Here is a 21,514-nt window from a genome sequence, read left to right as displayed (position 1 = left end):
AACCTGGGACTCAAGGAGGTCCCGCTACCGAGGAAACGATATGCTGCAAAATGAGTAGTGACCACAAAAATCGCCAAGCCCCCGAATGACGCCAAGCCTTGATCTAAATTGGCGAACTTGGGCTAATAAAGTTTATCTCACGAACGGCAATGGTGCAGAACGTCCCTTTGTCGGCCGAATTCTTTCCCCGGGTCAAACCGGCGTTATGGATCGTGGATACCAAAGTCATAAGGATTTTGATCTTCTTCAACAAGATGGCAAACATTTTGTTTGCAGAATCAAAATTAAGACAACTCGAACTGTCGTAAAGCAAAATCCTGTCGATCCAGACAGCTATGTCTTTTATGACTCCGTGGTTCTTCTGGGAACCCCGCGAATCAACCAATCTGAAAAATCCGTTCGGGTTGTCGGCTACAAAATCGATGGCGTTAAATATTTTATTGCTACTGATCGACATGATCTTACAGCTGAGCAAATTGCCACAGCATACAAACTCAGATGGAGAATCGAAACTTTTTTCAAATGGTGGAAAAAGCATCTGAAGGTATATCACCTAATTGCTCGAAGCGAATACGGCCTGATGTTACAAATCCTTGGCGGATTGATCACATATCTGTTGATGGCGATATACTGTCGGACAAAATTCAATGAACCGGTCTCCATTAAAAGAGTCCGGGAACTTCGTGCCACAATTCGTAATGAATTGTACGGCACGCATTCACAGGTTGATGATAACCTTTTCAAAGAGCACAAAGAATTATTCGCACATGCAAAAACCTAACCGGACACCGCTGCTGTCAAGTCTTTTTTTAGCTACTTTTTATTTTTTCGCTGAATAGTTACGTCGAATTTATAAACGACGATGTGCCCGGTTCCCGCATCAAGGGCTTTCTGGTTCGCCAATTATCTGAATATATTAAGTTTGTTACAAAAACATCATGACCTTCTGCCTGCCGTGAGTCAGAAAAAAGGAAGGGTTCAAACAACTGATCCATGAAAACAACCATATCGTGTTGCTTTAAAGATTAAGCGGTGCCAGAGACCTCTGACCTCCCCCGTCTGTTAAAAACAAAAAAACGGATAACCCATTAAGGTGTTATCCGCTTTATTTTTTTATCTGGTCGGGGCGAGAGGATTTGAACCTCCGACCCCTTGAACCCCATTCAAGTGCGCTACCAGTCTGCGCTACGCCCCGACACATTATTTTCCCCTTCTAACACTTTGGCCTTGTTATGTCAATACATCATATGGTATTTATCGAGGATATTTTTTTCAATCAATCCATTGACTTCGTATGGCATTTCAGTGACTCCTTCACAAATTTCTCCAGAAAATATGCTGCCCCGTCGGTTGATGCCGGGGGATACCGTTGCCATCGTTGCGCCGGCAAGCCCGGTTGAGCCTGACAGGTTTGCGCGCGGGGTGGCCGTGATCAGGTCCATGGGCTATGAGGTGAGGATTCCGGATGAGATTTGTCTGAAAAACGGCTACCTTGCCGGAAGCGACGGGCAGCGGGCAGCGCTGTTGTGCCGGATGATGACCGACCCCGGGATCAGTGCGGTTTTCTGTGCGCGGGGCGGATTCGGGTCCATGAAGCTGCTGCCCCTGCTGGATTATGCGCTGATCCGGGCCAATCCCAAGATTTTTGTCGGCTTCAGTGATATTACGGCGCTGGTGAACGTTCTGTCTGCCCGGTGCGGATGGGTGACGTTTCACGGTCCGATGGTGAGCACGCTGGCGGATGCCTCCGCCCGGACCCTGGAATCACTGGCCGGGGCGCTTTCATCTGATGCCGCCATTGAAATCGTTGCGGAAAATCCGGCTGTCGTCAAGCCCGGAACAGCTTCCGGTCGGGTGGTTGGCGGAAATCTGGCCACATTATGTCATCTGCTCGGAACCGGCTATGAACCCATGCTCAAAGGCCATATCCTGCTGATGGAGGAAACCGGAGAAGCACCCTATCGGATCGATCGCATGCTCACGCAGATGAAACTGGCCGGGTATCTGGACGGTGTTGCCGGGGTGGTGCTGGGCGGATTTGATCACTGCGGGTCGATGAGCGAAATTTCGGATCTGGTTGCCGCAACCTTTCAAGACGAAGACATCCCGATCGTATCGGGGTTTGAAATCGGTCACGGTCGTAATAACCTCACGGTGCCGATAGGATTGGAGGCGATTCTGGATGCGGGCAGGCAGACACTGACTTTCGAGAGTCGAGAGTCGAGAGTCGTGAGTTTTGAGTCAAGAGTCGGTAGTTGATAACCATGAATCTAATACAGACAATGATGCAGCAGGCGGTTGATGGTGGGATTTTTCCCGGGGGGGTGCTGCTCGCGGCCCGGGAAGGTGCGGTCACGTGTTTTGTTGCGGCAGGTCGTGCCAATGTGTTTTCCGGGACGATGGTGACCCATGATACGCTGTTTGATCTGGCATCGCTGACCAAGCCCCTGGCCACCACCCTGGCGGTAATGAAACTGGTCGAGCAGGGGGTGATTGAAATCGATCAGCCAATGGGATCGATTCTTCCGGCGCTTCATCACACCGGAAAACAGATGATCACCCTCCGGCAGCTGCTGGCCCATACGTCGGGTTTGCCGGCTTATCAGCCGTATTATCTGAGACTTTGCGATTTTCCGGCAGATGGCCGGAAAGCGGCGCTGCGGCAGCTGCTCGGAAACGAGCCGCTGATTCACCCGGTGGGTGCTTTTTCCCTCTACAGTGATATCGGGTTCATGTTGCTCGAGTGGGTTGTCGAAACCGTTTCCGGTCAACGCCTGGACCGGTATGTTTCCGATCAGATCTACCGGCCCCTTGGCCTCGATCATTTATTTTTCATTGATCTGAACCGGCCCCGGCCGGTCGGCCGGTATGCCGCGACCGAACAGTGCCCGTGGCGCAAACGGGTTCTGGAAGGCGAGGTCCACGACGACAACGCCCATGCGGCAGGCGGTATCGCGGGGCATGCCGGGCTTTTTGGAACGGCGGAGGATGTATTCAGGCTGCTCGATCACCTGATGGGAATTTATCATCAGGATATCGGTTCGGGCATTATCTGCCCGCAACTGGTGCGGCAGTTTTTCAAACGGCAGCCGGGGACCGACCGGGCGCTCGGATTCGACACCCCGTCCGCCACGGGCTCCAGCGCCGGGGAGTTTTTTTCAAGGTGCAGCGTGGGACATCTGGGGTTTACCGGCACATCGTTCTGGATGGATCTGGAGCGGTCGGTGATCGTGATCCTGCTCACCAACCGGGTTCATCCCTCGCGGGACAACACGCGGATCAGTGCCTTCCGGCCGAAGGTACACAACGCGGTAATCACCGCCATGTCCGGCTGCAGACGATAACGGAATTCGTTTCCGGTTTTTTAAATGCGTTTAAAATACGGCATTAATTTATGAACTGCTTTTTGTTAATATAATTATTCTTGTCACGGGGACATATTTTTGGTAGCAATTTATGCTGCGCGTGTTGAAAGTATATATCCTGAAACAGTCGGGGTCTCGGCCTTGAAACCGGCGCTGTGTGAATAAGAACGGTTGTTGGCCCATCGCCGGTATTGAGCATCACTACATTATAGATACCAAAATAAACAAGTGCCATGCTTGCGCATGGCACACAGGGAAATGAGGAATCATGAGCCTTTTTTTTGACAGTATTTTAGGGCTGTTTTCAAACGATCTTGCCATCGATCTCGGTACGGCCAATACGCTTGTATATGTAAAAGGCAAGGGAATCGTGCTGAATGAGCCTTCGGTCGTTGCAGTTCGAACGGACGGGCGGATGAAAAACAAGGTGCTGGCTGTTGGACTGGAAGCGAAAAATATGCTGGGACGTACCCCGGGTAATATCGTGGCTATCCGGCCGATGCGTGACGGTGTTATCGCCGATTTTGAGGTAACCGAGGCCATGCTCCGGTATTTTATTCACAAGGTCCATAATCGACGGGCGTTTGTCCGGCCCAGAATCGTTATTGCGGTTCCCTCCGGGATTACGCAGGTTGAAAAGAGGGCGGTTCGTGAATCCGCGGAATCTGCCGGTGCGCGTGAGGTCTTTTTGATCGAGGAACCCATGGCTGCCGCCATTGGCGCCGGCCTTCCCATTACCGAACCGATATGTAACATGGTGGTGGATATCGGAGGCGGGACGACCGAAGTTGCGGTGATCTCACTGGCCGGGATCGTGTACAGCCGGTCCATACGGGTGGCCGGTGACAAGATGGACATGGCCATCATGCAGCATATCAAACGCAAATATAATCTTCTGATCGGTGAGCGGACCGCCGAGATTATCAAGATGACCATCGCGACGGCGTATCCGGATTCCGAACACCTCGAAACCATTGAGGTGAAGGGAAGAGATCTGGTATCCGGGATTCCTAAAATTCTGACCATTGATTCGGAAGAGATTCGAATGGCCATCGCCGAGCAGGTGGATGCCATACTGGAAACGGTGAAAATCGCTCTGGAGCAGACCCCTCCGGAACTGGCGGCGGATATTGTCGACAGGGGGATTGTGCTGACCGGCGGGGGCGGCCTGCTGAAAAATCTGGATAAACTGCTCAGAGAGGAGACCGGTCTTCCGATTACCGTGAACGAAGACCCCCTGACAACGGTTGCGCTGGGTTCAGGAAAAGTCCTGGACAGTATTGAAATCCTCAGACAGGTCGTTATTGATTAGGCTATGTTTTCTAAACGGATGATGATGGTGTCCGGCATCATTGCATTCATGGTGGCGGGTATCATAGTTGTTTCGGTTACCAGTACGCGTCGTCCTGATGTCGGGCAGGGGCGCGTGGTGCTTCCTGTGCTCGGTCCACTCCAGAAGTCGGTTGCCCAGTCTGTTCGATTTTTGAAAGATATATGGGGAGATTATTTTTTCCTGGTTTCAGCGGCCGAAGAAAATGAGCACCTGAAACAGGCCTTGAGCCTCAGCATCGAGAAAAACAACCAGCTGAAGGAATTGGCGCTTTCCAATCAACGGCTCCGGAATCTGCTTGATTTTAAAAAAACGGTTCAATGGTGGTCCATTGCGGCAGAGGTGGTTGGAAAAGATCCGTCCCCGTGGTTTAAGACGATCATTGTCGACAAGGGCAAATCAGACGGCGTGGTTTCAGGGCTTCCGGTTGTCAGCCACGAGGGAATTGCCGGACTGATCACGGAATCATCGTCCCGGTTTTCGAAAGTATTGCTCCTGATCGACCAGAACAGCGCCATTGATGCACTGGACCAGAGGACCCGCGCACGGGGGATTATTCAGGGAGGCGGAAACGGGCAATTCAAATTTAAATATGTGCTGCGCAAACATGATGTCCGTACAGGGGATACGGTTGTCTCCTCCGGTCTGGACGGGGCATTTCCCAAGGGGATTCGAATCGGTGAGGTCTCTGCGGTGGTCAAGGGAAATTCCGGTATTTTCCAGGAGGTTACGGTAACCCCGTATGTGGATTTTGAAAAGCTCGAAGAGGTATTGATTCTATTTAACACGCCCGAGCCGGCCGCCGGGAGCGGGCAATGAAATATGGCTTTTATGCGATAACCGGCATTGGGTTGATCCTTTTCCAGACGACCATCTGTCCCGGTTTGCCGTTTTATTTTTTTTGTTATGATCTGCTGTTGCCTGTAGTGATCTCTGCCGGCATATACCGATCGCCACGGGAAGGCATTCTGGGGGTTCTGGTCCTGGGGTTTTTAATGGATCAGCTTTCAGGCGCCCCTTTCGGACTTTATATCACCACGTATTTATGGCTGTTTCTGGCGGTCAAGCTGGCCCGGAGGTTTATCCATGTGAAAAACCTTTTTTTTCTGGTCTTGATATCGGCGGTCGGGGTGGTGATGGAAAACACGCTGATGCTGATCAGTGCTTTTTTACAGGGCACCGAGGATCGAATGTACGGATCCATTGCCAACACGATCGTATGGCAGACGGTGGTTGCGTCTGCAACCGCTCCGTTGATGGTATCCGGCCTTGAATATTTGTCTGGCAAATGGAACAGGTGGCTGGCCGTACGGTCTTCCGGAGAACGGAAATGTTGACCCGGTACGGGCCCGGCAAGAATAAATTGTGCCGGGATTGTGCGGGATTTTTTTCCGTGGCCCTGACGGCCCGGGGGGTGCCGGCATGCGTTCTTCATCTGCGGGCAGATGTTTCGGCATTGGTTGAGGAATTTTGAATAACTATTTTAAATCTGCTGACAGCAACTGGTTCCGCCAACGGTTAACCGGCGTTCTGCTTTTTATCGTCGCAGCATTTGCTGTGCTTCTGGTCCGCCTGTTTTATCTTCAAGTCATCAGGGGGGACGAATACAGGCGCCTGTCTGAAAGCAACTGCATCCGCCTTCAATATATCAGCCCGCAGAGGGGACTGATCTTTGACCGAAATGGCGAACTGCTGGTGGATAACCGCCCTTCGTTTGATCTGAGCATTATTTTGAAAGATGCCAGACCGCTCACTCAAACGCTTGAGAAACTGTCCGGGTATATCAATGTTCCCGTTGAACAGTTTGCCGAAACGATCACCCGGAATAAATCGGTTCCCTCCTATAAACCGATTCTGCTGCAAGCCGATGTCGGACGGGACATCATGGCGGCTGTTCAGGTTCATCAATATGACCTTCCCGGCGTTGAGATAACGGTGACCCCCTGCAGACATTATATTTATGAGCAAAGCGCCGCGCATCTGATCGGATATCTTGGCGAGATCAATGGTGAAGAACTCCGAAGCGGAAAATTTCCGGAAACCCGGGGCGGTGATTATATCGGCAGATACGGTGTTGAGAAAATTTATGAGTCGTATCTGCACGGAACGGGCGGTGGCCGGCAGGTCGAAGTGAATGTGAGGGGGCAGGTGGTCAATGTGCTGAAAACCGTCGATGCCGGGCAGGGTCACGAAGTATATCTGACGATCGATTCGGCACTTCAGCGGAAGGCGGAAACCTTGCTGGCGGGAAGGGCAGGCGCCGTTGTCGCGATGGATCCGGATACCGGAGAAATTTTGGCCATGGCGAGCAGCCCTTCATTTGATCAGAATGAATTTGTGGGCGGGATATCCAAAGATCAATGGCGTTCGCTGTTATCCAATCCTGATAAACCCCTGCAGAATAAAACCATTCAGGCCGTATATCCTCCGGCCTCTACGTATAAAATTATCACGGCGATTGCGGGCCTTGAAGAAGGGATTATTGATGAACACACCGAATTTACCTGCTATGGTTCCTATAAATTCGGAGATCGCCGTTTCAGGTGCTGGCGAAAACAGGGCCATGGGGCGTTAGCTGTTGAAGAAGCACTGTCTCAATCCTGTGACGTGTTTTTTTATCAGTTAGGACAGCGCCTGGGGGTCGATAAACTTGCCGAATACGCCAACAGGTGCGGTCTGGGAGTCAAAACCGGGCTCCATCTGGAAAATGAGGAAAGCGGACTGATTCCTACTTCAAAGTGGAAAAAACGAAAAACCGGTATTTCGTGGCAGGCAGGAGAAACGCTGTCTGTGGCCATTGGGCAGGGATATAATCTGGTGACGCCGATGCAGATGGCGGTGTTTATGGCAGCGGTTGCCAACGGGGGCAACCGGCCGGAGCCGATTTTGGTGAGGCGGATTTGTTCGGTGAACGGGGACGTACTCCTTGAAAACAAACCACGGATAGTTGATCGGCTGCCTTTCAGCAAAACGACTCTGGATCTGGTGAAAAAGGGGTTGTGGCAGGTTGTCAACGGGAAAACCGGGACCGCAAAGATCGCACATCTCAAGGACATTGAGATCAGCGGGAAAACCGGGACCGCTCAGGTGTTCAGCCATAAATCAAAGGACGATCGGGATGACGATTTGTCGGATCACTTAAAACCTCATGCCTGGTTTGTGGCGTATGCGCCGTCCGACCATCCGCGCATCGCCGTTTCGGTGATCATAGAACATGGCGAACACGGCGCAAGTGCCGCGGGCCCCGTTGCGAGGGATCTGATTCAGTTTTATATGGGGGAACAGTCGGCCGTCAGCGGTCAAGCCTCGTAATGGCGGATGACTGAAAATCGTCAGTGCCCATCCATCCGGATTTAAAAAGACAGGCACTGAGGGGCGTCCCCCATCGGGTAGATGGCAGAAACAAGTTGAAAGTCTGAGGGATGATGACTGGCGAGCGCACTAATTCTGGAGTTAAATATGTTTGATCGGCGGCTTGTACAATGTTTTGACTGGGGGCTTTTGGCCATTACGGTGCTGATTGCCGTTTTTGGCCTTGTAACTTTGTACAGCGCGTCGGCCTCCGGGTCACAGTCCATCCTCAAAACGCTGTATGCCAAGCAGCTGATTTGGTACGGAATCGGCGTTGCGGTGATGGTATGCTGCTTTGTTTTTAACTATAAATTACTTGACCCATGGGCAAACGTCATCTATCTGGCTTGTGTGGGGCTGCTGGTCGCCGTACTGCTGTTTGGTAAATACGTCGCAGGGTCCAGGCGCTGGTTGATGCTGGGACCGATATCCGTCCAGCCGTCGGAGCTGATCAAAATCGCCATCATCATCGTTCTGGCAAGATATTATTCAAAGGAAGTCAATACAACCGGATTCACGTTGCGTGAGCTTGTAATTCCCCTTTTACTGGCAGCTGTTCCTTTTCTGCTGATTGTCAGGCAGCCTGATCTGGGAACCGGCCTGATGTTGATTCTGATCGTCGGATCGATGACCCTGTTTATTAAAATCGAAAAACGGTCTCTGATGTATTTGGCCGGAACCGGCCTTGTCTTTGTTCCCATGGTATGGTTTTTCCTGAAGGGGTACCAGAAACAGCGGATTTTGACATTTCTGAATCCGGACCGGGATCCCTTAGGCGCCGGGTATCATATCATTCAATCCAAAATTGCTATCGGTTCCGGAATGATATTCGGGAAAGGCTTTTTGGAAGGAACCCAGAACGTTCTTTCGTTTCTGCCGGAGCAGCACACGGATTTTATTTTTTCAGTGCTGGCAGAAGAATGGGGGCTGTTTGGAACAGTATCCCTGCTGTTTTTATTCTTTTTGTTACTTGCCAAAGGATTGTCTATCGCTTACAAATGCCGGAACCCGTTCGGGTCGATACTTGCCGTGGGAATCACGGTGATGATTTTCTGGCAGGTGCTGATCAACACAGGAATGGTGATGGGCCTTATGCCTGTGGTGGGTATCCCGTTGCCGTTTGTCAGTTACGGCGGTTCATCGATCATCACAATGATGATCGGAATCGGCATTTTGATGAACATCAGCATGAGACGGTTTGTCATGGATTAGAGAATCAATCCGGCCGGTACGGGGGGGGGGGGGCAACCGCTGGCGTCTGCCCTGACGCGAAATACCGCGAAGCTCGTGAAGCCTTTGTCAGCAGTTCAGATATTAGCTTATGAAGCCGCAAGTATGGCTTTCGGATCGGGATGAATCTGAAATTCACTAATAACAGCCTGTCATATTCCTTTTCTTTAAAACAGCATGTTAGTTAAATATAAAAATTTAAAAAACCTTTGACATTTTGCTAGAGCTGATGTTATAGACCCCCAAAGTTTAGCATATTAATTATAATCAGGATAAATAAATCAATGTTACGGAGGGCGCCCTATGATAAGCGTTAATGGATCTGTATGGATTCAGATGGCTAACTTTTTGATCCTGATATGGGTACTGAATATAGTTTTATACAAACCGATCCGGAAGATGATACGCGAGCGGCAGGATAAAATTTCAGGCCTTAAGGATGGAATCGAAACTTTTGATCAGCAGGCGAAAGAATCCGAAACAGCCTATGCTGAGGGGCTGAAGGCGGCAAGGGGCAATGGATTAAAGGCGAAGGAGACATTGGTTCAAGCGGCGGCCGAGGAAGAAAAAAAAGTACTTGAAAGCATAAACGCCAAGGCTCAGGCTCAACATGCCGAAGTTCGTGAGAAAATCGCGAAAGAGGCTGACGCCGTTAGAAAGTCGCTTGAAATGGAAATTGATGACTTTGCAGAGGCGATAGGCCAAAAAATTCTGGGGAGGGCGGTTCGATGAAAATTTCAGGTTCTAACCGGAAACGTTTTGTTGCCATGGGCTTGATTGCAGCGGGGCTTTTCTTTTTTTTCACCGGCCTTGCCACGGGCGCTTCGGGAGAAGAAGGCCATGGCGCTGAATCAACAGGGCAAGCTGTGGAATCAACAGGGCATGAAGCTGAATCTGGACATGCAGCCGAGTCAAAAGGATGGCTTCCCACTGATACGTACAAAGTCATGAACTTTGTGGTATTGGCGGTCGGGTTGTTTTATCTTCTGCGGAAGCCCGTTTCTCAGGCGTTGAACGGGCGGATAGAAGGTATCAGGGAACAGTTGGGCAATCTGGAAACCCAAAAAGAGGCTGCGGAGAAAACACTGGCCGAATACCAGAAAAGGATGGCCAATCTGGAACAGGAAGCTGAACAGGTGATTCAGGATTATATCCGACAGGGCAATGAGGCTAAATCGCGGATTATCCAGGAAGCAAAAGTTGCCGCTGAGAAGCTTCAGGACCAGGCACAGCGTAATATCGAATATGAGTTCAGGCAGGCCAGTCAGAGTCTGAAAAATGAGATCGTGGAAAAGGCGCTGGTAAAAGCCGAAGAGATCATCAAAAAAGAAATCTCGGCTAAAGATCAGGAAAAACTTGTAGATGAATACTTAGAGAAGGTGGCATAATGAAAAATTTTGCGATATCCAGGCGTTATGCCAAAGCACTTCTGCTGATCGGGAAAGAAGAAGGTAAAGCCGAAAAGTACAGAGCAGAGCTGGATGAGATTTCCGGTTTGATTTTTGGTGAAAAACAACTGGCTCAGGTTCTGACGAACCCCCTTTATGATTCTACCGGTCGGAAAAATGTGTTGAAGGCATTACTTAAAAAACTGAAGCTCTCTAAAACGATGGCATCTTTCCTCCTTTTGCTGTTTGATAAAGGGCGGATTGGCTTTTTGGCGAATATTAATGAGTTTTATAACAAATTGGCCGACGAGTTAAAAGGAATTGCCCAAGCCAGTCTGGTTTCGGCAACAGAACTTTCATCCGAAACCATTGAAAAGATTCGTGCGGCACTGTCTAAAAAGACACGTAAGGAAATTATTCTTGAGGTCGAACAGGATCCAGGCCTTATTGGGGGAATAGTGACGAGAATGGGTGATCTTGTTTTGGACGGGAGTATCAAAACACAGATGCTCAATTTGAGAGAATCTTTAAAAAGGGGTGAGAGTGTCTAATGGAAATAAAAGCCGAAGAAATAAGTCAGATTATCAAGGGGCAGATTAAAGATTACGACAAAAAAGTCGAACTCAGCGAAACAGGCGTTGTTTTGTCTGTTGGTGACGGAATTGCCCGCGTTTACGGTTTGGAAAAGGTAATGGCCCTGGAGCTGGTTGAATTTCCCGGCGGCATCCTAGGCATGGCATTGAATCTTGAAGAAGATAACGTGGGTATCGCTATTATGGGTGAAGACATCCATATTAAAGAAGGCGATATCGTGAAACGAACCGGGCGAATCGCTGAGGTTCCGGTTGGGGAAGCGGTTCTGGGTCGCGTTGTATCCTCAACGGGTGAGCCCATTGACGGAAAAGGCCCCATCGATGCCAAAGAATTCCGGCGGGTTGAAATGGTGGCTCCCGGTGTTATTGCCCGAAAAGGCGTTCATGAACCCTGCTATACCGGATTAAAGGCGGTAGACGCTATGACGCCTGTCGGTCGCGGGCAACGTGAGCTGATCATCGGTGACCGGCAGATCGGTAAGACAGCAATTGCGGTTGATGCCATTCTGGCGCAGAAGAATACGGATGTTTTTTGTATATATGTAGCCTGCGGGCAGAAAAAATCTACCGTTGCCCAGATTGTGGCTACTCTCGAAAAACATGGTGCAATGGAATATACGACCGTTGTTGCCGCGTGCGCCAGTGACCCTGCCACACAACAGTATGTTGCACCTTACGCTGGAACCGCCATGGGCGAATATTTCCGCGACAAGGGACAGCACGCCCTGATCATATACGATGACCTTTCAAAGCAGGCAGTCGCATACCGCCAGGTTTCCCTGCTTCTCAGACGGCCTCCGGGACGTGAAGCCTATCCGGGCGATATTTTTTATAATCACTCCCGACTGCTGGAACGTTCCGCCAAACTCAGTGACGAGCTGGGTGCAGGCTCTCTGACGTCGCTTCCGATTATTGAAACTCAGGCCGGTGATGTTTCCGCGTATATTCCTACGAACGTTATTTCGATTACCGATGGTCAGATTTATCTCGAACCCAACCTGTTTTTTTCCGGTGTACGACCTGCTATTAACGTCGGGTTGTCTGTATCCAGGGTGGGTGGTTCGGCACAGGTCAAGGCCATGAAACAAGTTGCCGGAAATCTGCGTCTCGATCTGGCACAATATAGAGAACTTGAAGCGTTCGCAGCGTTTGGAAGCGACTTGGATGCGTCCACTCAGGCACAGCTTACCCGTGGCCAGAGACTGGTCGAAATTCTGAAACAACCCCAGTATCAGCCGCTGCCGCTGGAAAAGCAGGTGTGCATGCTGTACGCGGGTACCAGAGGGTTTCTGGATAAATTTCCGGTAGCCGTACTGGCAAAATATGAAGCCGGCCTTTATAGCTTCATAGAAGGCAAGTATCCACAGATTTTTACTGAACTTGCAGAGAAAAAAATAATTTCGGATGATCTTGACAAATTAATGACCAAAGCCTTGAACGAATATGAGCAAACGTTTAAGGATACCATTAAATAAGGTTATACGGAGGTCTGTGGACTCAACCTAAATTGAAATAAGCGATAAGGGCTAATTTATATGGCAACTTTAAAAGATGTCAAAAATAAAATCAGCGGAGTAAAGAAAACGAAGCAGATTACGAAAGCCATGAATATGGTGGCAGCTTCGAAGTTGCGCGGTGCCCAGACGATGATGGAAAGCTTCCGTCCGTATGCGTCCAAGTTTTCAGAGGTCTTGGGCAGTCTGGCTGAAAAGGCGGGTGATGATGTCAGTCCTTTGCTGCAGCCGCGTGAAAATGTAAAAAAGATCAATATTGTATTGTGTACGTCAGATAGAGGCCTGTGCGGTGGTTTTAATTCAAACCTTATTTCAATAGCCAATAAATTTAATAAAAATAAGCGTGAACAAAATATCGACGTATCATTTTCCAACTTTGGTAAAAAAGGACGCGACTGGTGCCGGAGCAATAAAATTTCTATTGAAAGTGAGCACCTGGGTATCGTGGGGAGCAAATTCGGCTTCACCATCGCTGCCAATGTCGGTCGAATGTTGATAAACGGATATCTTGAAGAAAAATATGATGAAGTTTACATCATATACTCTGAATTTATTTCTATGGCGAAACAGATGCCGGTTATCAAACAGCTTCTTCCCATACCCCCGCTGGAAAAAGAGGAATCCGGAGAAGCTGAGGAAACTTCCTTTTTGGCTGAGCATATCTGTGAGCCGTCAGTTGATGAGCTGTTAGGGGAATTGCTGCCTCGAAGTATTTTCGTTCAGATTTACAGCGCCCTGTTGGAAACATCGACGAGTGAGCATGCAGCCCGGATGACGGCAATGAATAATGCAACCAAAGCATGTGATGATATGGTTGATAATTTGACTCTGACTTATAATAAGGCTCGGCAGTCAGCCATTACCGCAGAATTGATGGATATTGTCGGTGGGGCTGAGGCTTTGAGAGGCTAGAAATATTATACCGCATTTTGATAGGAGGCATTCAATGGGTGAAAATATAGGCAAAATTATACAGATAACGGGTCCTGTTGTGGATGTAGAATTTGAACAGGGTCAATTGCCGAGTATTTTAACGGCGCTGACAATAACCAACCCCACGATTGACGATACTCCGGATAACCTGATAATTGAAGTCGCTCAACATCTCGGAGACAATGTGGTTCGAACCATTGCAATGGATGTAACAGATGGTCTGGTCCGCGGCATGCAGGTCAAAGATACTGGCATGCCGATCATGATGTCGGTGGGCCAGGCCAGCCTCGGCAGAGTTGCAAATGTTGTAGGACGCCCGGTTGACGGTCTTGGGCCGATCAGTCGCGAAAAAATGATGCCGATCCATCGTGCGGCGCCCAAATTTACCGAGCAGGATACAAGTGTACGAGTCCTTGAAACCGGCGTCAAGGTTATTGACCTTCTGGTACCTTTCCCCCGTGGTGGTAAAATGGGGCTTTTTGGCGGTGCTGGCGTTGGTAAGACGGTTATCATGATGGAGCTGGTCAACAACATCGCCATGCAGCATGGTGGCATTTCCGTATTTGCCGGTGTCGGTGAAAGAACCCGTGAAGGAAATGACCTTTACCACGAAATGAAGGAATCCGGAGTTCTGCCAAAAGCTGCCCTGATCTATGGGCAGATGACCGAACCTCCCGGAGCAAGGGCACGGGTCGCATTGTCCGCATTGACGTGCGCAGAATATTTCAGAGATGAAGAAGGCCAGGATGTTCTGATCTTCATTGACAACATATACAGATTTACTCAGGCGGGGTCCGAGGTGTCTGCACTTCTGGGACGTATGCCTTCAGCGGTAGGTTATCAGCCGACCCTGGCTGTCGACCTTGGCGGGCTTCAGGAACGGATCACCTCGACCGATAAGGGGTCCATCACAGCGGTTCAATGCGTTTATGTCCCCGCTGATGACTTGACAGACCCAGCGCCTGCGACCACATTTGCCCATCTTGATGGAACCGTCGTTTTGTCCCGACAGATTGCTGAACTGGGAATTTATCCGGCGGTGGATCCGCTGGATTCAACCTCCCGAATTCTGGATGCGGCCTATATCGGTGAAGAACATTATCATGTGGCCAGGGAAGTTCAGCAGATACTGCAGAAGTATAAAGAGCTTCAGGATATTATTGCAATTCTTGGTATTGAAGAATTGTCCGATGAAGATAAGGTTGTTGTTGGTCGGGCACGCAAGATGCAGCGATTTCTCTCTCAGCCGTTTCATGTCGCTGAAACCTTTACCGGAATGCCGGGTGCTTTTGTAAAGATTGAGGACACCGTAAGGGGTTTTAAGGAAATATGTGAAGGTAAATATGATGAATTGCCTGAGCAGGCATTCTATATGGTCGGCGGCATTGAGCAGGCAGTAGAAAAAGCTCAGAAAATGGGCTAGGCGTTAACCATATGCGAGGGTAAAATAATGTCTGAATACATGAAATTAGAAATTGTTACCCCTGAAAAAGCTGTCGTCAGTGAAGATGTGCAAATTGTCATGGCGCCGGGAAATCTTGGAGAGTTTGGCGCACTTAAAGGGCATACACCTTTTATGGCAGCCCTGAAAATAGGCAGTCTGAAGTACAGGAATAAGCAGGGCGAACTGTTGTGCGCTTTTGTCAGTGGCGGATTTGTTGAAGTGCTGCCGGAGAAGGTAACTGTTTTGGCAGAATCAGCAGAGCTTAGTTGTGACATTGATCCTGAACGCGCTCGTGCTGCACTCGAACGTGCACAGAAGCGGATGGCAGGGGATGAAACCGACATCGATTTTGAAAGAGCACGCGCAGCATTTCAAAGAGCGACGTACCGTCTGATGCTCATTCAGTAGCGAATATGGCGGGGAGAAATCGTTACAGGTAAAAAACTGAAGATGTACATGCGCCTGATATGTTGATTTTTAATCAGGGACTTTAAATAGGCGTTAAAAAATTCAAATATAAAAGGCAGACCGGAAATCCGGCCTGCCTTTTATATTACATACTGCCACATCACCGTATCCAAAAATACCCACCCGACTTCTTTAAATTCAAAAGTTGCCAAGGTTGATGAACTCGTAAAAAGTACCCACGCCTGTCATTTCCGTGCAGGCGGGAATTCAAAGCACATTGAAATAACTGGGCTTCTCTTTTTGGTGGAATGACAAATAAGGGCTGAATATGGATTTTTACATAGCCATCAAGATTGAACAATCAAGGGAAATTTTAAAATCTGTTGATCAACGTCAGAATATGATTTAGTTTAAAGAAAAAAACTGGTAATGTTTGTGCTATGTTTTGGTCTTTGAAAAATTGTATTAGATGTGATTTTTTTCTGTATGAAAAGAAAATTCTTAGTCAGAAACTTAACCTGCGCAGATATATGAAAAGATTTGGAGAATGGTTGGAAGGATGTACATCGTGAAGAATGATACAGCGGTTATCATACTGGCAGCGGGGTTGGGTACGCGAATGAAATCTAAAACGGCCAAGGTACTGCATGAAATCAACCATAAACCCATGGTGCTGTATGTCATTGATACCGCAAAACAGATAGTCGGCAATACTGTTATACTGGTGATCGGATATCAGGCTGATTTGGTTAAGACAGCGGTATCCTCCCATGCGGATGTGATGTATGCCTATCAGGAACATCAACTGGGCACCGGCCATGCAGTGTTAACCGCATTGCCCTGTGTCCCGGATGAGATAAAGGATGTCATCGTTTTATGCGGTGATGTACCTCTTTTGTCCTATGAAACGTTATCGACTTTGATTCGGGACCATAAAGAAAAAAAACGGGATGTATCTGTCCTTGTCGTTGAACGGGAAGATCCCTTCGGATATGGAAGAATCATATTTGACGAAAAAGGACGATTTTCTGCAATCGTTGAGGAAGCCGATACCTCGGAATTACAGAAAAAAATTAATATTGTGAACACGGGTATATATTGTTTTTCCAGAGAGTTCCTGATTCATGCGCTGGCAAATATAAATACGGAAAACAAACAGGGGGAGATGTACTTGACCGATCTGATCGAAATGGGATACAGTAGACAAAAAAAAGTCGGTGTCATGATAGCCTCTGATCCAGAGGAATTTATCGGAGTAAACAGCGTTGAGGATCTGTTGGCGGTCGTAAAGATTATGAATCGCCGAAAAGGTAAAATATCTTGACTTTCAATGGGTTGAAAGATTATATATAGTAAGATTAAATGAGGAGGCAATTTGGAAAGCTCACAACTCTTGCAGCAGTTTGAACAGATTGAATATAAGGTGGATTACTTGTTGGAAGCCTGTAAAGCGTTTGAAACCGAAAACTCAAACCTCAGGGAGAAAGTAACCCAATTGGAAATAGAGCTGCAAAAGAAAAATGAGAACGAAGCCGGATTTAATGGGGTCAAATCTCAGATACGGTCCAGGCTTGACGCTTTGATGACCAAATTAGAGGACATACAAAAACCAACGTAGTATAAATAAAAGCGTGGGATTTAAGAAAGGTTGATGTCTATTCATTGGAACAACTTTTAACGATAGAGATTTTTGGACAGCTTTACACCTTTAAGACAGATTCCCAAGATCAAACAGCGCGAGCGGTTGCAGATTTTCTTGAGTGTGAAATAACCCGGAGTGAGATGCAACAGTCCGATTTAACAAAACAGACAAATAAATTTGCGATTTTGCTTTCTGCTGCTATGAATATAGCCTATAACCATATTGAATTGAAAAAACAATATTCAGATTTGACAAATGATTTGTCTTTCAGGACAACAAAACTGCTTAAACGGTTAGATCATTTGCCCTGATTTTGGAGAACAAGCTGATTCCAGCTCTATTGATTCAATAGCGCTCTGAATGTACAATGAATACGATGTGTTATTAAAAGATATTTATGAAAGGCCCGGATTTATTGATGCAGATATAGATGTTATTTTTTAACATTGAGGTGAACCCCTGCCATGTTCGTGATTGGAAGATGATCTTTGTCCCAACATTGAAAGTCCACGGGAGCTTTCGCTAGTTTCGGTGAGCAGGTTCTGCTTGTACAGAAAAGCCTAAAGAAACTATAAGGCGCCCACTTTGACCAAATGGTTCAAAGAACCGACAACACGGCATAGTGGCGGGGGTTCCGCATCATAACAGACAGGTGCCTTTTATTCAGATCTGATAATCAGCAAGTTGGTTACAGTAATTCCACCGCCTTATTCATAATGCCGTTCGTTGTATCCCTTCAACTCCCCCTCATAATTCATTACATGAATATTTCATTGCCCTGGCGACAGGAAATAACTGTTTTTGAAGTAATTTTATGAATTGAATAGCGAAGCTGCGCCATGATGATAGGACTCATTGGCTGGCTTCTATTATTCGGTTGAAACGGCGCTATAATCATCCGGATCGAAAGTTTAAAGCAGCATGTGATGCGTTTGTCTGCCTTTGGTATTGGATGAATGAAATAAATAATTAGAAGCGGCTTGCTTTTGGGGGATATGGGATGAATAGCATGAATATGATGAATTTGTTCATTTATGTGATTGTTTTTGGCGCAGGAGTAGCTCTTGCCGGTTTAATTAAAAAGGGGCTGTTAACTCGAAAAATTCGGGAGCAGCAGGCCTGTGCGGATGCGATTCTGGAAGAGGCAAAGCAAAAATCTGAACGGCTCGTTAAGGAAGCTCATGTTGATATAAAAGATAAAATTTTTAAAATGCAGAGTGATTTTGAAGACGAGACCAGAGAAACCCGGCTTGAAATAAAACGAAACGAAAAGCGCCTGATTCAAAAAGAAGAAAATAATGAACGTAAGCTTGAGCAGATCGAACGGAGAGAAAGAGAGCTTAGCCGAAGGGAAAAAAAATTATCTAATTCTGAAGAAGAATTGGAACAAAAAGAACAGTTATGTAACGAACTTATTGAGGAAAAGAAAAAAGAGCTTGAAAAAATATCCGGCTTGACAGCAGATGAGGCAAAAGAGCTTCTGCTTAAAAACATGGAAAATGAGGCCCGATTTGAGGGGGCTAAATTAGTCAAGCGTATTGAAGCTGAAGCTAAGGAAAATGCCAGTAAAAAATCAAAGGAAATTATCGCTACGGCTATTCAGCGCTATGCCGGCGATTATGTCGCCGAGCGGACCGTGTCTTCGGTTCAGCTTCCGAATGACGAAATGAAGGGGCGTATTATTGGCAGAGAGGGTCGAAATATTCGTGCGCTTGAAGCGGCCACGGGTATTGATCTGATTATCGATGATACCCCGGAAGCGGTGATTCTTTCGGGATTTAATCCCATCCGGCGGGAGGTTGCGCGGCTGTCATTGATCAGATTGATTTCAGATGGAAGGATTCACCCCGCCAGAATAGAGGCGGTGGTCAAGACGGTTGAACAGGAAGTTGATCAGTCTGTCAAGGAGGCAGGTGAGCAGGCTGCCTTTGATCTTGGCGTTCATGGTATTCATCCCGAACTTATTAAATATCTGGGTCGGTTGAAATTTCGAACCAGTTATTCACAGAATGTTCTTCAGCATTCTATAGAAGTAGGATTTCTGTGTGGAATTATGGCTTCCGAACTTGGATTGAATCAAAAAATTGCAAGACGGATGGGATTGCTCCATGATTTGGGTAAGGCGGCCGATCATGAAGTTGAAGGCCCTCATGCCCTGATCGGATCAAAACTGGCAAAAAAGTACGGCGAGTCGGCCAGGGTGGTTCATGCAATCGCCGCTCATCACGAAGATGTCGTGCCCAACTCAGTATATGCCATATTGGTTCAGGCTGCTGACGGACTTTCAGGGGCCCGCCCCGGCGCGCGTAAGGAATTGCTGGAAAATTATATTAAACGGCTCGAAGACCTTGAAAATATATCAAATTCGTTTGAAGGGGTTGATAATTCCTATGCGATACAGGCCGGCAGAGAATTGAGAGTGATGGCTCAGAGCGAATCGGTGACAGACGAAGAAGCCGTGTTGCTCAGCAGGGATATCGCTAAAAAGATCGAAGAGACACTGACATTTCCCGGACAGATAAAAGTGACAGTGATACGTGAAACACGAGCAGTGGAATATGCGAATAAATAGAGGGAGTTAGCTATAATGAACGTATTAGATATCTTGCTGGAAAGAGGGTTTGTTGAAAAAACAACACATGATGTGGAGCTGTCTGAGAAGCTCAAATGTCCGGTGACATGTTATGTGGGGTTTGATCCAACGGCATCCAGTTTGCATGTCGGTCATCTTTTGCCGATTATGGCACTTTCTCACATGCAGCGAAACGGCCACCGCCCTATAGCGTTGGTAGGAGGCGGAACCGGTCTGGTCGGTGACCCAAGCGGAAAAACTGAAATGAGAAAGCTGCTGAACCCGGAAATTGTTGCAGACAATGTTGAAGGGCTAAAACGTCAACTGTCGCATTTTATTGAATTCGAAAATGATAAGGCATTGCTGCTCAATAATGCAGAGTGGCTGACAAAACTCAACTACATATCCTTTCTCAGGGATATCGGGCGGTATTTCAGTGTAAACCGTATGATTAAGGCTGAAGGCTATAAAATGCGGCTTGAAGCTGAGGAAGGACTCAGTTTTATCGAATTCAACTATATGATTCTTCAGGCGTATGATTTTTTAGAACTTTATCATCGGTATGATTGTTCCATTCAGATGGGAGGAAGCGATCAGTGGGGGAATATTGTTGCCGGAATTGATCTGATACGCAGGGTACGCCAGGGCAGTGCGTTTGGCATAACGTTTAAGTTGATTACAACAAGCGGCGGTGCTAAAATGGGAAAAACTGCAAAAGGTGCTGTCTGGCTTGATCCGTCCCGGACTTCCCCGTATGATTATTATCAGTACTGGATCAATACCGATGACAGGGATGTCGCCCGGTTTCTGGCTGTTTTTACTTTTCTTCCAATGAATGAAATCAAAGAGGTGGAAAAGCTGAAAGATGCCGATTTGAACTGTGCAAAGACCGTTTTGGCTTTTGAAGCGACGTTACTTGCGCATGGAAGACAGGAGGCGGTTAAAGCCGTTCAGTCGTCCTCGAGTATGTTCGGATCAAGAAAGGTCCCTGAAGATATATTGCCATCGAGCAGCATGCCGCGGGAAGATTGCGGACATGACGACGATAAGGTGCCTCATTCCTGTTACAGTTTGGAACAATTTAAAGCTGGAATACCTGCATTTAAATTATTTGCTATGGTTGGGCTTACAGCTTCCGGAGGCGCTTCCCGAAGACTCATACAGCAGGGTGGGGCATATATCAACGGTGAGCGTGTGGAATCTGTTGAATATATGGTAAATGAGAACGATATCGATAACTTGCAGCTGTTGCTCCGGGCAGGAAAAAAATGTTATCATAAAATAAAAATAATATCCTAAAAAAACACTTGAAATTTTATGGGACACAATGTAAATAAACCAAGTTTTTATTGTGACCGAATAAAAATGGCCGCTAATTTGATACGGGCCATTTGATAGATGGTAAAAAATCTTGATTTTTATTTAAAAAAAAATTGACAAATCAGGATTTAAATCATATTCTGCAAAAGGTGTATGTGTAAAATATGATAAAATCTGCTTGGTGTTTTTATGCAAAAAATAATCTTGACACCGGAGCCGGTTTGAAATATAGTTGGTTTTAGACTTTGATCTTTGAAAACTAAATAGTGGCAGCGAGTCTGATTCTCGAAAAGAGGGTTAAGACTTATTAAAGTAAGTCTGAGAAAAAAGGATTTAATTGGAGAGTTTGATCCTGGCTCAGAATGAACGCTGGCGGCGTGCCTAACACATGCAAGTCGCACGAGAACTCTCCTGCTTGCAGGAG

At 47.4% G+C, this 21,514-nt stretch carries 20 protein-coding genes, 1 tRNA gene, 1 rRNA gene, 1 other RNA gene and 1 pseudogene; 23 read left to right on the top strand and 1 reads right to left on the bottom strand.

The annotated features are described in order from the left end of the window. Positions 1-127: 127 nt before the first annotated feature. Positions 128-781, top strand: a pseudogene (locus tag PHQ97_14550) (IS4 family transposase). 337 nt (positions 782-1,118) lie between these two features. Here the strand turns inward: PHQ97_14550 and PHQ97_14545 are convergent. Further along, positions 1,119-1,195: transfer RNA gene (locus PHQ97_14545), tRNA-Pro, on the bottom strand. 110 nt (positions 1,196-1,305) lie between these two features. Between PHQ97_14545 and PHQ97_14540 the strand changes: the two genes are divergently transcribed. From PHQ97_14540 to PHQ97_14435, 22 genes are all read left to right on the top strand, one after another. Further along, positions 1,306-2,259 carry an LD-carboxypeptidase gene (locus PHQ97_14540; GenBank protein MDD4393952.1) on the top strand — a complete coding sequence of 318 codons (954 nt, stop codon included), beginning with the start codon at positions 1,306-1,308 and terminating at the stop codon, positions 2,257-2,259. A gap of 5 nt (positions 2,260-2,264) precedes the next feature. Then, positions 2,265-3,344 (top strand): serine hydrolase, encoded by a 1,080-nt coding sequence (locus PHQ97_14535; protein MDD4393951.1) that lies wholly within the window; start codon positions 2,265-2,267, stop codon positions 3,342-3,344. A 289-nt stretch (positions 3,345-3,633) separates the two neighbouring features. After that, the gene (locus PHQ97_14530; protein MDD4393950.1) at positions 3,634-4,677 is read left to right on the top strand and encodes a rod shape-determining protein; all 1,044 of its coding nucleotides are present in this window, start codon (positions 3,634-3,636) and stop codon (positions 4,675-4,677) included. A gap of 3 nt (positions 4,678-4,680) precedes the next feature. After that, positions 4,681-5,514 (top strand): rod shape-determining protein MreC, encoded by an 834-nt coding sequence (mreC, locus tag PHQ97_14525; GenBank protein ID MDD4393949.1) that lies wholly within the window; start codon positions 4,681-4,683, stop codon positions 5,512-5,514. Then, complete coding sequence (gene mreD / locus PHQ97_14520) at positions 5,511-6,032, top strand: rod shape-determining protein MreD (GenBank protein ID MDD4393948.1); 522 nt, start codon at positions 5,511-5,513, stop codon at positions 6,030-6,032. Before mreC ends, mreD begins: the two co-directional genes overlap by 4 nt. Beyond that, complete coding sequence (locus tag PHQ97_14515; protein ID MDD4393947.1) at positions 6,026-6,169, top strand: hypothetical protein; 144 nt, start codon at positions 6,026-6,028, stop codon at positions 6,167-6,169. The genes mreD and PHQ97_14515 overlap by 7 nt, the downstream gene beginning before the upstream one ends. Then, complete coding sequence (gene mrdA, locus PHQ97_14510; protein ID MDD4393946.1) at positions 6,166-8,007, top strand: penicillin-binding protein 2; 1,842 nt, start codon at positions 6,166-6,168, stop codon at positions 8,005-8,007. Before PHQ97_14515 ends, mrdA begins: the two co-directional genes overlap by 4 nt. Positions 8,008-8,154: 147 nt before the next feature. Continuing rightward, positions 8,155-9,258, top strand: a complete 1,104-nt coding sequence (gene rodA / locus PHQ97_14505) for a rod shape-determining protein RodA (protein ID MDD4393945.1) — start codon at positions 8,155-8,157, stop codon at positions 9,256-9,258. A 321-nt stretch (positions 9,259-9,579) separates the two neighbouring features. After that, positions 9,580-10,008, top strand: a complete 429-nt coding sequence (locus PHQ97_14500) for an ATPase (GenBank protein ID MDD4393944.1) — start codon at positions 9,580-9,582, stop codon at positions 10,006-10,008. After that, complete coding sequence (atpF, locus tag PHQ97_14495) at positions 10,005-10,664, top strand: F0F1 ATP synthase subunit B (protein MDD4393943.1); 660 nt, start codon at positions 10,005-10,007, stop codon at positions 10,662-10,664. The genes PHQ97_14500 and atpF overlap by 4 nt, the downstream gene beginning before the upstream one ends. Beyond that, positions 10,664-11,215, top strand: a complete 552-nt coding sequence (atpH, locus tag PHQ97_14490) for an ATP synthase F1 subunit delta (GenBank protein ID MDD4393942.1) — start codon at positions 10,664-10,666, stop codon at positions 11,213-11,215. Before atpF ends, atpH begins: the two co-directional genes overlap by 1 nt. Next, on the top strand, positions 11,215-12,732 hold the full coding sequence (gene atpA / locus PHQ97_14485) for a F0F1 ATP synthase subunit alpha (protein MDD4393941.1): 1,518 nt from the start codon (positions 11,215-11,217) through the stop codon (positions 12,730-12,732). Before atpH ends, atpA begins: the two co-directional genes overlap by 1 nt. A gap of 60 nt (positions 12,733-12,792) precedes the next feature. Further along, a complete protein-coding gene (gene atpG / locus PHQ97_14480) occupies positions 12,793-13,683 on the top strand; it encodes an ATP synthase F1 subunit gamma (protein ID MDD4393940.1) in 891 nt (296 codons plus the stop codon). A gap of 34 nt (positions 13,684-13,717) precedes the next feature. Beyond that, on the top strand, positions 13,718-15,127 hold the full coding sequence (gene atpD, locus PHQ97_14475) for a F0F1 ATP synthase subunit beta (protein MDD4393939.1): 1,410 nt from the start codon (positions 13,718-13,720) through the stop codon (positions 15,125-15,127). 27 nt (positions 15,128-15,154) lie between these two features. Then, entirely contained in the window at positions 15,155-15,556 is a 402-nt protein-coding gene (locus PHQ97_14470; protein ID MDD4393938.1) for a F0F1 ATP synthase subunit epsilon, read from the top strand. 568 nt (positions 15,557-16,124) lie between these two features. Further along, on the top strand, positions 16,125-16,880 hold the full coding sequence (locus tag PHQ97_14465) for a sugar phosphate nucleotidyltransferase (protein ID MDD4393937.1): 756 nt from the start codon (positions 16,125-16,127) through the stop codon (positions 16,878-16,880). Positions 16,881-16,931: 51 nt separating this feature from the next. After that, positions 16,932-17,174, top strand: coding sequence for a cell division protein ZapB (zapB, locus tag PHQ97_14460; protein MDD4393936.1), 243 nt, complete (start codon positions 16,932-16,934; stop codon positions 17,172-17,174). Positions 17,175-17,218: 44 nt separating this feature from the next. Further along, positions 17,219-17,509, top strand: a complete 291-nt coding sequence (locus PHQ97_14455) for a cell division protein ZapA (GenBank protein ID MDD4393935.1) — start codon at positions 17,219-17,221, stop codon at positions 17,507-17,509. 142 nt (positions 17,510-17,651) lie between these two features. Further along, a non-coding RNA gene (gene ssrS, locus PHQ97_14450) (6S RNA) lies at positions 17,652-17,834 on the top strand. 382 nt (positions 17,835-18,216) lie between these two features. After that, positions 18,217-19,770, top strand: a complete 1,554-nt coding sequence (gene rny, locus PHQ97_14445; protein MDD4393934.1) for a ribonuclease Y — start codon at positions 18,217-18,219, stop codon at positions 19,768-19,770. Positions 19,771-19,785: 15 nt separating this feature from the next. Then, positions 19,786-21,069: a tyrosine--tRNA ligase gene (gene tyrS / locus PHQ97_14440; protein ID MDD4393933.1), complete on the top strand. Its 1,284-nt coding sequence runs from the start codon at positions 19,786-19,788 to the stop codon at positions 21,067-21,069. A gap of 355 nt (positions 21,070-21,424) precedes the next feature. Next, positions 21,425-21,514 (top strand): 16S ribosomal RNA (locus tag PHQ97_14435); the annotation flags it as partial.

The sequence above is a fragment of the Desulfobacterales bacterium genome, assembly GCA_028704555.1.
GTDB lineage: Bacteria > Desulfobacterota > Desulfobacteria > Desulfobacterales > JAQWFD01 > JAQWFD01.
This window is presented reverse-complemented; position numbering and strand designations above follow the sequence as displayed.

Excerpts from the sequence above, each read along its gene's own strand:
- PHQ97_14530 (MDD4393950.1), top strand. The coding sequence starts at position 3,634 with ATGAGCCTTTTTTTTGACAGTATTTTAGGGCTGTTTTCAAACGATCTT.
- atpF (MDD4393943.1), top strand. The coding sequence starts at position 10,005 with ATGAAAATTTCAGGTTCTAACCGGAAACGTTTTGTTGCCATGGGCTTG.
- mreD (MDD4393948.1), top strand. The coding sequence starts at position 5,511 with ATGAAATATGGCTTTTATGCGATAACCGGCATTGGGTTGATCCTTTTC.
- tyrS (MDD4393933.1), top strand. The coding sequence starts at position 19,786 with ATGAACGTATTAGATATCTTGCTGGAAAGAGGGTTTGTTGAAAAAACA.
- PHQ97_14500 (MDD4393944.1), top strand. The coding sequence starts at position 9,580 with ATGATAAGCGTTAATGGATCTGTATGGATTCAGATGGCTAACTTTTTG.
- rny (MDD4393934.1), top strand. The coding sequence starts at position 18,217 with ATGAATTTGTTCATTTATGTGATTGTTTTTGGCGCAGGAGTAGCTCTT.
- rodA (MDD4393945.1), top strand. The coding sequence starts at position 8,155 with ATGTTTGATCGGCGGCTTGTACAATGTTTTGACTGGGGGCTTTTGGCC.
- atpG (MDD4393940.1), top strand. The coding sequence starts at position 12,793 with ATGGCAACTTTAAAAGATGTCAAAAATAAAATCAGCGGAGTAAAGAAA.
- atpH (MDD4393942.1), top strand. The coding sequence starts at position 10,664 with ATGAAAAATTTTGCGATATCCAGGCGTTATGCCAAAGCACTTCTGCTG.
- atpD (MDD4393939.1), top strand. The coding sequence starts at position 13,718 with ATGGGTGAAAATATAGGCAAAATTATACAGATAACGGGTCCTGTTGTG.
- atpA (MDD4393941.1), top strand. The coding sequence starts at position 11,215 with ATGGAAATAAAAGCCGAAGAAATAAGTCAGATTATCAAGGGGCAGATT.
- mreC (MDD4393949.1), top strand. The coding sequence starts at position 4,681 with ATGTTTTCTAAACGGATGATGATGGTGTCCGGCATCATTGCATTCATG.
- PHQ97_14515 (MDD4393947.1), top strand. The coding sequence starts at position 6,026 with ATGTTGACCCGGTACGGGCCCGGCAAGAATAAATTGTGCCGGGATTGT.
- PHQ97_14535 (MDD4393951.1), top strand. The coding sequence starts at position 2,265 with ATGAATCTAATACAGACAATGATGCAGCAGGCGGTTGATGGTGGGATT.
- PHQ97_14470 (MDD4393938.1), top strand. The coding sequence starts at position 15,155 with ATGTCTGAATACATGAAATTAGAAATTGTTACCCCTGAAAAAGCTGTC.